At 46.5% G+C, this 14,495-nt stretch carries 14 protein-coding genes; 4 read left to right on the forward strand and 10 right to left on the reverse strand.

Translation table 11 applies throughout. The annotated features are described in order from the left end of the window. Positions 1 to 109: 109 nt before the first annotated feature. The 5 genes from MKY22_RS03340 to MKY22_RS03360 are packed head-to-tail and all read right to left on the reverse strand — an operon-like array spanning position 110 to position 3,583. Positions 110 to 739, reverse strand: a complete 630-nt coding sequence (locus tag MKY22_RS03340) for a response regulator (protein WP_023467256.1) — start codon at positions 737 to 739, stop codon at positions 110 to 112. Further along, positions 736 to 1,761, reverse strand: coding sequence for a sensor histidine kinase (locus MKY22_RS03345; RefSeq protein WP_341086657.1), 1,026 nt, complete (start codon positions 1,759 to 1,761; stop codon positions 736 to 738). The genes MKY22_RS03340 and MKY22_RS03345 overlap by 4 nt, the downstream gene beginning before the upstream one ends. Next, positions 1,758 to 2,477, reverse strand: coding sequence for a cell wall-active antibiotics response protein LiaF (gene liaF, locus MKY22_RS03350; protein ID WP_029340864.1), 720 nt, complete (start codon positions 2,475 to 2,477; stop codon positions 1,758 to 1,760). The genes MKY22_RS03345 and liaF overlap by 4 nt, the downstream gene beginning before the upstream one ends. 59 nt (positions 2,478 to 2,536) lie before the next feature. Continuing rightward, positions 2,537 to 3,154 (reverse strand): PspA/IM30 family protein, encoded by a 618-nt coding sequence (locus tag MKY22_RS03355; RefSeq protein WP_341086660.1) that lies wholly within the window; start codon positions 3,152 to 3,154, stop codon positions 2,537 to 2,539. A 51-nt stretch (positions 3,155 to 3,205) separates the two neighbouring features. Then, complete coding sequence (locus MKY22_RS03360; RefSeq protein WP_023467260.1) at positions 3,206 to 3,583, reverse strand: lmo0954 family membrane protein; 378 nt, start codon at positions 3,581 to 3,583, stop codon at positions 3,206 to 3,208. A 273-nt stretch (positions 3,584 to 3,856) separates the two neighbouring features. On the opposite strand from MKY22_RS03360, the gene rsgA reads away from it, so the two are divergent. Beyond that, positions 3,857 to 4,906, forward strand: a complete 1,050-nt coding sequence (rsgA, locus tag MKY22_RS03365; protein ID WP_290776723.1) for a ribosome small subunit-dependent GTPase A — start codon at positions 3,857 to 3,859, stop codon at positions 4,904 to 4,906. Between the two features lie 72 nt (positions 4,907 to 4,978). On the opposite strand, the gene abc-f is transcribed toward rsgA, so the two are convergent. Genes abc-f through pflB form a run of 4 tightly spaced genes read right to left on the reverse strand, consistent with a single transcriptional unit; the run spans position 4,979 to position 9,957 of the window. Beyond that, positions 4,979 to 6,679: a ribosomal protection-like ABC-F family protein gene (abc-f, locus tag MKY22_RS03370; RefSeq protein WP_341086665.1), complete on the reverse strand. Its 1,701-nt coding sequence runs from the start codon at positions 6,677 to 6,679 to the stop codon at positions 4,979 to 4,981. 20 nt (positions 6,680 to 6,699) lie between these two features. Then, a complete protein-coding gene (locus MKY22_RS03375; protein ID WP_341086668.1) occupies positions 6,700 to 6,960 on the reverse strand; it encodes a hypothetical protein in 261 nt (86 codons plus the stop codon). Then, a complete protein-coding gene (gene pflA, locus MKY22_RS03380; protein WP_341086670.1) occupies positions 6,954 to 7,673 on the reverse strand; it encodes a pyruvate formate-lyase-activating protein in 720 nt (239 codons plus the stop codon). The genes MKY22_RS03375 and pflA overlap by 7 nt, the downstream gene beginning before the upstream one ends. A 34-nt stretch (positions 7,674 to 7,707) precedes the next feature. Beyond that, positions 7,708 to 9,957 carry a formate C-acetyltransferase gene (gene pflB, locus MKY22_RS03385; protein WP_290776719.1) on the reverse strand — a complete coding sequence of 750 codons (2,250 nt, stop codon included), beginning with the start codon at positions 9,955 to 9,957 and terminating at the stop codon, positions 7,708 to 7,710. A 340-nt stretch (positions 9,958 to 10,297) separates the two neighbouring features. Between pflB and MKY22_RS03390 the strand changes: the two genes are divergently transcribed. From MKY22_RS03390 to MKY22_RS03400, 3 genes are read left to right on the forward strand one after another with little or no spacing between them, the layout of a single operon-like run. Next, a complete protein-coding gene (locus MKY22_RS03390; protein ID WP_023467265.1) occupies positions 10,298 to 10,726 on the forward strand; it encodes a hypothetical protein in 429 nt (142 codons plus the stop codon). 28 nt (positions 10,727 to 10,754) lie between these two features. Beyond that, a complete protein-coding gene (locus MKY22_RS03395) occupies positions 10,755 to 11,927 on the forward strand; it encodes a DEAD/DEAH box helicase (RefSeq protein WP_290776715.1) in 1,173 nt (390 codons plus the stop codon). After that, entirely contained in the window at positions 11,924 to 12,568 is a 645-nt protein-coding gene (locus tag MKY22_RS03400) for a hypothetical protein (protein ID WP_290776713.1), read from the forward strand. Before MKY22_RS03395 ends, MKY22_RS03400 begins: the two co-directional genes overlap by 4 nt. Before the next feature lie 55 nt (positions 12,569 to 12,623). Here MKY22_RS03400 and MKY22_RS03405 read toward each other — a convergent pair whose 3' ends face one another. Beyond that, positions 12,624 to 14,018, reverse strand: coding sequence for a GGDEF domain-containing protein (locus MKY22_RS03405; RefSeq protein ID WP_341086673.1), 1,395 nt, complete (start codon positions 14,016 to 14,018; stop codon positions 12,624 to 12,626). Between the last annotated feature and the right edge of the window lie 477 nt (positions 14,019 to 14,495).

Below are 14,495 nucleotides of genomic sequence, written 5' to 3' on the forward strand. Positions count from 1 at the left end.
ATAAGGGAGGCAGATCATCAATCTGCCTCCCTTATCTTTGTAGAGACTGACTTTTGAGTCAGCCCCTTATTTGCGTGAGCTTAAGGAATAAGTAATGAAGGGCTAAATCTTATTTGACGAGATTATGCTTGAAGGCATAGACGACAGCTTGTGTACGGTCTACGACATCGAGTTTCGATAAGATGTTCGAGACGTGTGTCTTAACGGTTTTTAAGGAAATGAATAATTCGTCTGCGATTTCTTGGTTCGCCATACCACGAGCCATCAATTGAAGAACTTCCTGCTCACGTTCCGTCAAATCGTCATGCAAGTGTGTCGTAGGACGACGAAGACGTTCCATCATTTTACCGGTCACTTGTGCTGCCATGACAGATTGACCGTTTGCCGTCTTGCGAATCGCTTCTGCGATGTCAAAGGCGCTAGCCGTTTTTAAGACATAACTCATCGCACCGGCTTCAATGACAGGATAAACTTTCTCATCATCAAGAAAACTCGTCACGACGAGAATTTTTGCTTCCGGCCAGTCTTTGCGGATCAGTCGTGTTCCTTCGACACCATCGACTGGTTCCATCACTAAATCCATCAAGATGACATCCGGTCGGTGTTCAAGCGCAAGCAAGGCTCCTGCTTGACCATCCGACGCTTCGGCGACGACCTCGATGTCTGGTTGTGTGGAGAGGAAAGCAGACACACCGGCCCGGACCATCTCGTGATCATCTACTAATAATACGCGTATCATGCTTGCACCATCCGATCTTTTCTAAGTTTGACTTCGATTTGGGTTCCTTGTCCCGGAACACTGACAAGACGAATCGTTCCGCCCATCTCAGCCGTTCGTTCCCGCATCGAATTAATGCCATAAGAGGCAAGTTTTTTTTCATCAACGACGAATCCAACACCATCATCGTTCATGCTTAAAATGATCGTTTCGTTGAATTGTCGGAGTTCGATATCCATATGAGACGCTTTCGCGTGACGTAAGGCATTCGTCAATCCTTCTTGAACGATCCGGAATAACTCGTTTTCGATTTGTCGTGGAAGTGACATCTCTTCTAACTTCCAACTCAATTGTGTGGACTGCTTTCTAGATAATTCTTCGAGCAGTTGCGAAAGTCCTTGTTGTAACGTCATTCCTTCGAGTTCGACAGGGCGAAGCTGAAGTAAGAGGGAGCGCATTTCAGATTGCGCCGTTTGCGCCATCGTCTCGACCATCTCAATCTGTTTGGCAGCAGCTTCAGGTTGAGACAGAATCGTCTGTTTAGCTGCTGTCGTCATCATCGAGATGGCATAGAGCTGTTGCGAAACGGAATCGTGTAAATCACGTGCGAGTCGTTTTCGTTCTTCCGTGACGGCTTGAACTCTTGCTTGTTCAACATGTTGTGGACGTGTACTGATTTTTTGGACGGTCTCGACTTGTTCGTCGATACGTTTTCCAATCCGCGACAAGCGCGTCAACGTATGAAAGTAGGGACCCGGAACGATCGTCACATCTTTTCCTTGCTCGAGTTCAATGATGGCAGTCGTGACACGTTTGAAGTCACGTCGTAAGAAAAAGTAATGCATGCTACCGATGGCAAGCGGTAGTAATAACGAGAGTCCGATAACGAGTAGAAGGACAGGGAAATCTTGTTGACGGACGAATAGGACATGCCAATCGACTTGTCGTGTACTTAAGAATAACAACGTTGTCATGACAGCCGTCAAAAAGCCCGTCATGACTTGGAGGGCAATGACACCAAGCGGGAATTGATCACGCTTCATATCGAAGACACCTCCACGTTGCCAATACCGAGCATGACATGAATGCGAACCTTCCGCGTCGCTTCACCGTATTCCGGTGCCCGGAATTGAATGCGTCGATTAAAGAAGGTCGGAATCCGGCGGATGTCCGTCTTGACGCTTCCGAAGCCGATTGACGTGTCGAGTGTATAGTCGTAGCCGGACGGTAAAAGAATTCGGACGTCCCCGACGACACCACTGACGACGATCAAGGTCTCACCTTCCGGGACGTAAGCGTGCGTCAAATCGATTTCTAAATCCTTGACGATGAACTGTTCACTCAAATCCTGTAAGACGTATGGTGCATCGGCTTGAGTCGAGAAGGAGTAAGCGGGTTGAATCTTGATCCCTTCCTCTTCGTATTGATGCGGAGCAATCCGTGAAAATAAAAATTCGCGGACAGAATGTCGTGTCACGAGAATGATCCCAAGATAGAGCAAGATACCAGCAATGACAAAACCGATGGCAGCCGAACTAAGGACGACGCCAGCAAGAATGATCGTACCGACGATGTAGAAGAGGATTGCTAATTTTTCATGATTGCGTCGTCGGAAATGAATCCCGACATAATACAGCAGGAACGGAAATAAGACACCAAACAATACATTTCCTGCACCGGACAATAGGTCATAGAACAGACCGAGGGCGAACAGGATCGATACGTAACCGACCAGTTGTTTCGTACTTAATCGTCGCACGATCAATCTCCTTTCTAACATGACAAAGGGAGGCATACGCCTCCTTCATCATTGACTGCTTATTGGTGAATGCGGCGTTCGAGTTCAGCAATACGCGCATCGATATCATCTTCATCAACGGCTGGTTGTTTTGCTTCAGGCTCTTCTGCCGTGAACGGATGTGCTTCTTCTTTTATAGTAGCATTTGGTTCGCGATCTAGCACCTGGTTCATCTTGTTTTTTAAGTTCGAGACGTTTTCACGCATCATCCATTCGTACCGTTTGTTTTGTAGATCTTCGAGCTTCAAATTCAACTCGAGGGCTTCACGTTCCAATTCATTCAGCTCGCGTTTCGTCTCAGCGACGAGTTCTTCGAAGAAGCGGTATTGCTCCCCATAATGCTTCGATTCGATGGCTGCGCGCTCAGCCAGTTGTTGTTCACCGGCTTTGTTTGCGATTTCGACTTGCTTGAAGCGTTTATCTGCTAAATCCTTCGCTTCTTCTTGTTTATGCGTTAATTCTTGCAGTAATGTCCGTTGACGCTCGAGAAGTCGATCAATCTCTTTTAAATCAGCTTCTGTAGATCGAATATGACGAACGAGCTTTTTAGCAGGTACTTCACCCTGTTCGGCTGCTTTTTTGACTTCTGTCATCATTTGTGTCGCAAAATCGTTAAGTTGATCAAATACGTTTTTCATGAAAAAATTCCTCCTTGGAAGTGGCGAATGATATCGGGTCACACATTTTGATTAGAAACGTTTTTCGTCTAAGTCTTTCCAGTCTGCTTCGAAATGTGTCGTTGATGTACGGCGACGGTTAAAGAGATCTTGAACATTGACACGCTGTAGTTTCATACGCATGTAACCGACGTACAATGCGATGGCTGCTGCGATTCCGATGACTGCCCAGATGTTCGAGAGGGCAAGTCCGATTCCGATGGCTGCTAGGAATCCGAAGCCGAGTTTTGCTGGCCATTTGTTCGATTGCATGAACTTACTGATCGAATAGAACGCGAGTAACGCCCCTAAGCCAAGTCCGATCATATGCGGTAATGTTCCGATGACGACGGCAAGTAATGCCAGTCCGGCGAGAATCATCACCAGTTGTTTTCCTTTCGATTGCTTCATGAGGAAGCCTCCCTTGTGTTGATACCTTTATGATACGGGAGTCCTTTTATTCCTACGACACTCTTTGGACCGTATTTGCTCTCGGGCTTAAGGCGGAGAGAAGGTCTGACTTTAAGGGAAGCGCTATCAGCACCAATGATTCATGTGATACTCTATAAGGGAATCGAATCGAGAGGAGTGATGTTGATGAGTGCAACAATCAACGCTAAAAAAGTAACGTGTGTCGGAAACCAGGGAGGGGTTTCCCTCCCTTAAATCAGAGGAGGAAACCATTTGAACGAATGGGGTATACCACCTGTCTACGAAGCGACAGGAACAGAACGATTAGGACGGATCATAGCCGTCTACCAAGCGCATTATCGCGTCATGACGGAAACAGGAGAATCGCTGAGCGAACTGTCTGGTAAATTGCGTTTTCAATCGGGAACGAAAGCTGAATTGCCAGCGGTTGGTGACTGGATCATCCAAACAGAGCGAGAGCCAGGCAAAGGACGGATCGAACGTGTCTTGCCACGATCTTCTCAATTTTCCCGAAAAGCGGCAGGAACGGAAACCGAGGAACAAATCATCTGCGCGAATGTCGACGTTGCCTTGCTCGTCATGGCTTTTGGACATGACTTCAACGTCCGTCGACTGGAACGTTATTTAACGGTTGCTTGGGATGCAGGGGTGACACCAATCATCGTCCTGACGAAAAAAAGTTTGATGCCGTCGATTGAAACGGAACTGCAGGCTGTCGAAGCGATCGCGTTCGGAACACCAATCCTTGCTGTTGATTCTTTAACTGGTGACGGATTAGAGGAGTTGCGTGAACAGTTACAAATCAAGCAGACGATCGTGTTAGTTGGGTCGTCTGGCGTCGGGAAGTCGACGCTCGTCAATGCTTTAGCTGGAGAACAGTTAATGGAGACGGGTGGCGTACGAGAAGACGATGAACGCGGACGTCACACGACGACACATCGCGAACTGAAACGACTATCGAGCGGTCTATTGCTCGTTGATACACCGGGGATGCGAGAATTGGCCTTATGGGATGGAAGTGACGGTTTATCGTCGACGTTTTCCGATATTGAGGAGCTTGCTGAAAACTGTCGTTTCCGAGACTGTGAACATGATAAGGAACCGGGCTGTGCCGTTCGGACAGCTTTAGAAGATGGCACACTAACTGCTGAGCGCTGGAATAGCTTCGTCAAGCTAAAACGAGAAATCGCTTATGCGGAACGCAAGCAAAATGTGGCGTTGCAGGCGGCGGAGAAAGAAAAGTGGAAAAAAATCCACAAGCAGGCTCAAGCGCATACGAAAGTGAAGTATCAAAAGCGATAATACGACTGAAATATGAAAAGCATCTGCAACGGAAAAAGGAGTCTCTTTTTCTATGCAGATGCTTTTTTCTCGTTATTCTTTTGAAAGGAATTCATTTGTTTCTGTATGGAACGGCACGTTACCCGTCAACGCATCAAGACGATGTAAGTCGGATTGAATCGCTTCAGGGTCACTTCGGCGCGCGTTTCGTACCGTGGCCGTTCCGACCGGATGATCGTTGAATCCAGTCGTTAAATCAAACGTCCGATTCGACAGCCGATCGGTAAAATAACGATCGTGAGAGACGAAGAGGAGTTCACCAGGGAAAACATCGAGGGCGGCTTCGATTTGTTCACGAGTCGCAAGGTCCAAATAGTTCGTTGGTTCATCGAGAATAAGCAAGTGAGCACCAGAAAAATACAGACGTAAGAAAGCGATCCGACATTTCTCACCCATACTAGCGTCGGAAATCGACCGGTAAACATCATCGCGACGGAATAAAAAACAGGCGAGCAACGTCCGGGCGTCCGTTTCACTCATCGTGCCGTACTCAAGTAATGCCTCTAACAACGTACCGGATGTCGGTAAGTGGGAAAGGGCTTGTGAAAAATAGCCGGTCTTCAATCGAGGATGACGGATTACGTTCCCTTGATGATGAGCATATTCGCCCTCGATGAGACGCAGTAAGGTCGTTTTCCCGCTTCCATTCGGTCCGATGACAGCAATTCGGTCACCACGTTCTACCGTAAACGAAACGTCGTTTAGGATCGGTTTCGTCTCATGCATGAAAGAGACACGTTCGAACGAAATCAGTCGTTTCGCACGAATCGCTTCATGTTCGAATGCGACGTGAACAGTCGGTGCAACCTGTGGTTTTTGTACACGATCCTCGAGTAGACGCTCGAGTTGCTGCTCTTTTGCCTTGACCTTTGTCGCATGTTTAGCAGCCTTCTTTTTCGCATAGGGATCTCGTTCACTCGCTTGATTCGAGGCTTTTTGATGCCATTGCCGATAACCCTGAATCATGCGTGTCAGCTCTTTACGTGTGCGTTCTTGTTTTTCGTACGCTCGTTGTTGCGACAGAGCTTGATGTTCCTTTTGTTCTTTATAGGACTGATAGTTTCCGCTGTATCGCGTTGCCCCTGATTCAGATAATTCAATGACGGCATCAGCTGTTGCGTCGATGAAGAATCGTTCGTGTGAGACATAGAGAATCGAGGTCCGTGACATGTTGACCCATTCCGTGAGCCACTCGAGCGTCTCTTGATCCAGATGATTCGTAGGTTCATCGAGAATGATGAAATCAGGTCGTGACAGAAGCAGGCAGGCAAGTTGGAGGCGCGTCTGTTCACCACCGCTTAAACTGGATGCTTTGTGTGTCCAGAGTGCTTCCTCTAATTTGACTTCTTTTAAGACGCGTGTTGCATCTGCTTCAAGCGAGAAGGCGTCCTGATCGAGTGCTTGTTGATAGATCGTCAAGTCACCATTCATGGCATTAGCGCGAAGTTGATAACGAACCGCATCCGCTCGTTCGACGACATCAAGAACGGTGTGATCGCCCGCTACGAAGTGTTGTGATAGTAGACCGAGTTTTTTGTAATGACGCTTGATCGAACCGTCAGTCGGCTGAAGTTGGTCAGCGATCAAGTGTAACAGTGTCGTTTTTCCGATGCCGTTCGGACCGATTAAGGCGACATGTTCACCGGTATGAATATGAAAAGAAACGTCCGAGAAAAGACGTCGTTCGTCGTAGTCCATCGATAGGTGTTGGATCGTAAGTGTTTCAGTAGGCATAAAAGCAACTCCTTTAGTGTTCATTTCCGATAAGATGAAATGAAAAACACACCATCCGAAGCGAGCGGATGGTGTGCCGGAGTGTAACTCAAAGAAGGTGCTGGCCAAAGGTTGGTCACACCGAAAAAGAGCAGACTCGTAGCGTCAGACATCCGCAACTGCATTGCGAAAGAGATGATTTCATTCATCAAGCGACGTGTACGAGTGATTGCTTCATTTCGGTGTTGTACCTCCTGTTCATAGTCTATGACGTCATTGTAACAAACTGGAAACGTTAACACAAGTACGATTCAAGTAAGGTTTGCGCAGTATCCGTTTCTTCTGATGAAGGGGGAAGCACATCAGTTAATGGATATGCAAGACCGAGGTTTTCCCACTTATAGACACCGAGTTGATGATACGGGAGTACTTCGACGCGCTCGACGTTTCCGAGCGTCCGGATGAACTCGCCGGTCTGGCGGAGGAAATGTTCTGACATCGTAATACCTGGAACGAGGACGTGGCGAATCCAGACGGGAATGTTTCGCTCGGCTAGGCGTTTTGCGAAGGCGAGTGTATTGGCGTTACTCCGTCCAGTCAAGACGCGATAAGCGGCATCGTCGATATGTTTGATATCGAGTAGTACTAGATCCGTCGCATCGAGAATCGCATCGATGTTTTTCGGGACGACGGATCCCGCGGTATCGATGACCGTATGCAATCCATGGCGTTTTGCTTCTGTTAAAGCAGCCTCCAAGAATTCTGGCTGAGCGAGCGGTTCACCTCCAGAGAAAGTGATTCCGCCACCCGTGGCCTCGAAAAAGGAGCGATAGCTGATCGCTTCTTTTACGACTTCGTCTGCTGAGACACGCCGTCCGCAACCGAACTCCCATGTATCCACGTTATGACAGTATTGACATCGTAGTGGACATCCTTGCGTAAAGACGATGAATCGAATGCCAGGACCATCGACTGTTCCACATGATTCAACGGAATGGATCATACCATAGGTCATCCTGCTCACTTCCTTTCACATACTACACATCATTTTAGAGAGAACCGTGGAACGTTCGATTGATGACATCGATCTGTTGTTCACGCGTCAGTTTAATGAAGTTGACGGCATAACCGGATACCCGAATCGTTAACTGTGGATATTGTTCTGGATGCTCCATGGCATCGAGTAACGTCTCACGGTCAAAGACGTTGACATTCAAATGGTGTCCTTTTGAAGTCGTACCACCCATATATCCGTCAAGTAATCCGACTGTATTGCGAATGCGTGTGGCTTCATCCTTACCAAGTGCTTTTGGAACGATCGAGAACGTGTAGGAAATCCCGTCGAGCGCATGTTCATATGGTAATTTTCCGACAGATGTCAGTGCGGCGACAGCTCCTCTAGTGTCACGTCCATGCATCGGGTTAGCACCCGGTGCGAATGGTTCACCCGCACGGCGTCCATCTGGCGTATTTCCTGTTTTTTTACCATAGACGACGTTTGAAGTAATCGTCAGGACAGACTGCGTCGGAAGGGCATTGCGATACGTTGGATGTTTACGGATTTTCTCCATGAACAGTGTGACGAGATCGACCGCCATCTGATCCACCCGTTCATCGTTATTCCCGAACTTCGGAAACTCGCCTTCGATCTTGAAATCAACTGCAATCCCATCCGCATCTCGGATTGGACGAACTGTTGCGTAACGGATGGCGGATAGACTGTCAGCGACGACCGATAAACCAGCGATACCGCATGCCATCGTCCGTAAGATTTCCGGATCATGTAAAGCCATTTCAATCCGTTCGTAGCTGTACTTATCATGCATGTAGTGGATGACATTCAGTGTGTTGACGTACAGTTCTGCGAGCCAATCGAGTTGACGATCATAAGCCGCCATGACGGTTTCGTAATCGAGTACTTCATCAAGCATCAATGGACTTGCTGGGGCGACTTGAATTTTGAGCTTCTCGTCCATTCCGCCATTGATCGTATAAAGTAATGCTTTTGCCAGGTTTGCTCGCGCACCGAAGAACTGCATCTGTTTCCCGATCTTCATCGCGGAGACACAACAAGCGATGCCGTAATCATCTCCATAAACCGGTAACATCAAATCATCGTTTTCATATTGAATCGAGCTTGAAACGATCGACATCTTCGCACAGAATTCCTTGAATCCGCGTGGAAGCTGAGTAGACCAGAGAACGGTTAGATTCGGTTCCGGTGCCGGACCAAGTGTCGAGAGTGTGTGTAAGAAGCGGAATGAACTTTTCGTGACGTTTGATCGTCCATCTTCACTCATTCCACCGATTGATTCCGTTACCCACGTCGGATCACCTGAGAACAGATCGTTGTAGTCTGGTGTCCGTAAGAACTTAACGATCCGAAGCTTCATGACGAAATGATCGACGAGTTCTTGTGCAGTCTCTTCCGTCAAGCGACCAGCCGCAAGATCACGTTCGACATAAATATCAAGGAACGTCGAGACTCGACCGAGTGACATGGCTGCCCCGTTTTGCTCTTTGATGGCAGCAAGATAGGCAAGATAGACCCACTGGAATGCTTCTTGTGCTGTTTCTGCAGGGCGGGAGAGATCGAAACCATAGCGAGCTCCAAGCTCGGTCAATTCCGTTAATGCGCGCAACTGTTCATTCATCTCTTCACGGTCGCGAATCATCGATTCAGATAAGAATCCGCCACGTGCCTTTAAATCCTTCTTACGTTCTTCGATCAAGCGTGCCGTTCCGTACAAAGCAACACGACGATAGTCACCGATGATCCGTCCGCGACCATAAGCATCAGGTAATCCGGTGATAATACCGGCTTTACGTGCAGCGCGCATCTCAGGGGTATAGGCATCGAAAACCCCTTGGTTATGTGTCTTCCGGTACTCGCTGAAAGTTTTCGTGACGGTCTCGTCTGCTTCAAAGCCATACGCAGATAGGGCATCATTCACCATCCGAATCCCACCGTTCGGATGAATCGAACGTTTAAACGGTTCGTCTGTCTGTAAACCGACTATTTTTTCAAGTGAGCGATTCAGATACCCTGCATCATGCGAGAGGATCGTTGATGGTGTTTTAGCATCGACGGCATATACACCACCACGTTGTCGCTCTTCATTCGTCAGCTGTAGAATTTGTTGCCAGAGACGTTCCGTTGCTTGCGTCGGACCGACTAAAAAGTGATCATCTCCTGTATATTCCGTGCGATTGAGTCGGATGAAGTCTGCGACATCGATCGTCTTTACCCATTCACCAGACGTAAAGTTCGTCCAAGCACTCGTTTTTTCTAATAACATAGATACCACTCCTTTAATATTGAGCTAATCATCAGTTCCTTATGTGAATAGTGTAACAAAAGGAAGGGTTGATTCCCTTTACGTTCATGTGAATGTTTTAACAAGTGGACAAACGTTGATATGACGGGCTTTCTTTATTTCTGTATTCATATGAAAATAGTTTGAAAAAAAACAGTTTTAGATTGCTAATTCAAGGTTTTTTGGAAACTGTATGAGTTGATTTGAAAAAGATTCACTAGAACAGTTGAAACTGTGAGGAATGTCACGCTACGGTGCCTTGTATTTTTAAGACGTATCGTTGACAATGAAAAAGGGAATATAGAACGTGGAGGTGTGCCAAATGGAGTATGTATCATTAACACAACAAGGAGAGTATCAGTCAGGAGACTGGGTCTCTTTGAAAATCGGATCGGACGGTTCAACGCGAACGGGAATGATCACGGAATTCGAAAATGATGGATTCTGGATTCGGTTTGAAGATGATTTTGATTATGAAGACTTTATCGGCTATGATGAATCGTATTGGATTGCGCTTGTTCGTCGTCCGGTTGACGTAAAAGCGACGTATGCGAGTCTTGCGGAGTACCCGGCACTCGCTGCAGAATTACAGGATCGTGTCATCCAAGGATTCGAAATTTTAGAAGAAGAAGCCGGTGAAAGCGAGATTCGATTCCATATTCGATTGCTTGACGCAGGAAATGAATATACACAGACATTACGGGGATACCGTGATGCATCAGGAGATCATGTCGAATACGTAACGGCATGATGGAATTAAGAGAGTAGGAGAAATCGTTATGAACTTTACAAAATCATTTTTACAGGAAGCATGGGAACGCGCACGCTTTACGGAGTTGATGCCTGTTCAAGAACAAGCGATTCCGTTGTTGCGCGAAGGAAAAGATGTCCTGGCAGAAGCGCCGACAGGAACAGGGAAGACGCTTGCCTATGTCATTCCAGCTTTAGAAAAGATTGAAGTAGAAGAACCACACGTGCAAGTCGTGATCACGGCACCAACACGGGAACTCGTCATGCAAATTCATCAAGTCATTCAATTGTTTGCTCAAGGAAGTGGTATCAAATCCGGTGCATTCATTGGTGGTGTTGAATTAAAGCGACAATATGAACGATTGAAGAAAAAACCACAAATCATTGTTGGAACGCCAGGGCGTCTCGTTGAGTTGATCGATTCGAAGAAGCTGAAGATGCATAAGGTGAAATTGATCGTCTTGGACGAAGCGGATCAAATCTATGAGAGTGGTATGAGTGACTCGGCGACGCGAATCGCAAACAGTGCACTACGCGATCGTCAGTTAGCATTCGTCTCCGCGACATTACCGGAACGGACAGCAGAATGGGGACGGACGCTTGCAAACAACCCTGAGACGATTCGAGTTGAGCGTGCCGTCAGTACACAAGTGACATTCGGTTATTTGGAGACTTCACGTCGTCAGAAGCCGGAATTGTTACGTCGTCTGGCGAACATGCAAGGATCAAAAGTACTGACATTCATTAATAATCGTTCCTTCCTCGGACCATTGAATGGCGAGTTGAGTAAATTCTCATTGAAATACCGGATTTTAGACGCTGAAAAAGGCAAACGAGAGCGGATGGAGACATTGCGTTCTTATAAAAAGGGAGAGTTTCCTTTACTCGTCACGACAGGTCTTGCGGCACGTGGGTTAGATATCGAAGCAGTCACGCATGTCGTCCATTATGATTTGCCGGAGTCGTTTGACGATTTCGTACACCGTTCAGGTCGGACGGGACGTGGAAACGCGAACGGAATGGTACTTGCTCTTGTTACGGATCAAGACTTAAAACACTTAAAAACACTTGCGAAGCAAATGGGCGTCGAGATGGAAGCGATGGAAATTTACCGTGGGGAAGTCATTCCAAAACGTGAATTCACAGCACCTCAGACGATTAAACGACCGGCTACTCCTCACCGGAAAGGGCGATCGAAATGAAGAACGATCGAAAAGTAATTCCGTTTCCGACGACGGTTTCTGAAGCGGAAATGAATGCAGCCTTGAAGAAGATGTATCAAGAAGCAGCGACAGCGCGCAGTACGGATTGGGTCGCTTTCATTGAAGAGATTGCGACGGAGGGACGTTGGTATTTAAAAGATGCTGAATTGTTCCGGGACTTATTCGTAGATTGGGCCATCTTCTATGAGACGGATGATCAAGGAAAAACGCCGCACGGTCGTTTTCTTGAGCAGGTCAAAGAAGAGTTATCGCCTAGCCTCTACCGCGCCTTGCGTGGATTAGCGGACCCGATGCCTTCGTTGTTTCAAGTCGAGGCGGATGGTGTCGTTGATTTAATGTCAAAACAGACGTATCAAACGGATTTGTCTGAGATTGAAGTCGAATCAGGTGATTTGTTGATTGGAAAACTGCTCTACATTTCTGGGAAATGGCGCTTTGCGATTGCCTATATGAAAGTAGCGCGCGCACTGGTACCAGAAGTCCTCGCTTTGTTGACGGACTTCGTGGATGAAGTAGGAGAAGACGCGTTGCTTCGTCAGTATCCAGAATTTTGTGCGGAATTGATTGACTTACTCCTCGATATCGAAGAAGGCAATATTTCACCGAGACCAGAAGAATAATCGAAAAAACCTAGAATACATGACCTGATTATGGTCAACGTATTCTAGGTTTTTTTCATGAATCTGCTCGATATAGGGAGACATCGTTTTTATCCCGATGTTTCACGCGATACATGGCAAGGTCGGATTGCTTTAAGCATGTTTCAAGATCAGCCTTATGACACGCGGTCACACCGATGCTTGCAGAAACGAATAAGGATTGTCCTTTATAAACGTAAGGACGTCTTAAAAAGTTTAAGAAGGATTTACATTTTCGACGTAAGGACAGTTCATCATCGGCGTGTAAGAGGATCGCGAACTCATCTCCACCAAGTCGATACACCTGTTCTAAAGAATTCGTATGCTCGCTCAATCGTTTCGCGACTTCGATCAATACGTAATCACCTGCCTCATGACCATACGTATCATTGACTTGCTTAAAACCGTCTAAATCGACTACCGCAAGATAATTCATCTCGAGGAGATGGTTTGAAAAATCTCGCTCCAACGAACGACGGTTTCCGATACTTGTCAAGGCGTCATGGTAGGCGTGGTATTCGATCCTTTTTTGCCGGAGCTTTCGTTCAGTGACGTCATGTAAAATCGTGAAACGTCCCATCGAGGTGGCAGCAATCTGAATCGGAATATCAATGATCTCATACTTTCTGTGTTGTTCATCTTCATACTCATCGATATCTGTCTCAAGTGTTTCTAATAAGTGACGCATCGTACGAGGTATATGTTCAATCGTCATGTCGGGTAAATGAAACAGACGTTGGGCAGCTAAATTTGCGTATAGTGCCGTTCCAGATTGATCGAGTCGAATCATCGGGTCAGGATGACCGAGAAAGAGTGGGATGACTTGCTGTTCACTATCTTTAATTTGTTGTTTGCGATGTTCAATGCGTGAAGCGAGTTGTTCATTCCGTTCGTGTAATTGTGCAACGATCAACCTATGCTGACGAGCAATCAAGATTTGTCGAATGATTAGTAAAACTAAAATGATGAAGATATCGAGCTTCCCGCCTTCTTGTTCCACCATATAGTGAATGAATAAAGGAACGGCCAGTAGAGGGAGCCAGGAACGGGGAATGGCCTTCGTTCGAGTGGTTCCTTCTTCAATATGATCAATATGCCATAAAATAGCTGCACTTTGCGCCAAACGGATCAAGATCGGGAAAAACAATAGATAATTTGCTGAGAAGTCCGGGAAATAAACACTTGAGACTTCGTAGATACCGCGAATGAAAATGGATAAGAACAATAAGAATAATGCCATCCTTGATACCCAATGAGTTTCTTGAATGAACGTGAAATAGAAGAAGACGAATAAACCGAGTGATGTATTCGTAATGACGATGATGGCATAAGGAACAGTTTGCAGTCCCGGATTCGTCAATTCATTGAGGACATGAAACGCAACAAGTGCTACGAAAACGACGATGATCGCGGCATCGACGAAAGCGAGCACGTGTTGTCCGAGTGTCCGTTTTGTGATGATTCGGTAAAAAATCGCGTATAAGAATACGTAATGAGATATTGAAAATAAAATCAGGCTATAAATAGATGGAACTGGAAAGTCTGGATCGAAGAAATGTAATGTCTCGAACGGAACCGATGCAGGTTAAAACCAGTGATCCTAAAGCGATCAGCCAAAACTTTCGTCTGGGTACGACCAATGTTTGTTCCTTACGATAAGCAGTAAGAATAAAGTAAGCAATCAATCCAAGAGAGATATACTGTAGTACTTGTTCAACGATCCGATTAGAGATGGAAGGAGTCCATGTAGCAAGGATCATTAGAGCAAAAGATATGACGAGCATGGCAGGAAACCAACGAATGAAATAGTTCGATTTAAGCATGGACTCCCTCCTAACGTTTAATTTGAGTAGCGAACAAAAAATTGTTTTTTTTCGGTCTTCTTAATATGGTACATGGCTTCATCTGC

The sequence above is a fragment of the Exiguobacterium sp. FSL W8-0210 genome, assembly GCF_038006045.1.
Classification (GTDB): Bacteria; Bacillota; Bacilli; order Exiguobacteriales; family Exiguobacteriaceae; genus Exiguobacterium_A.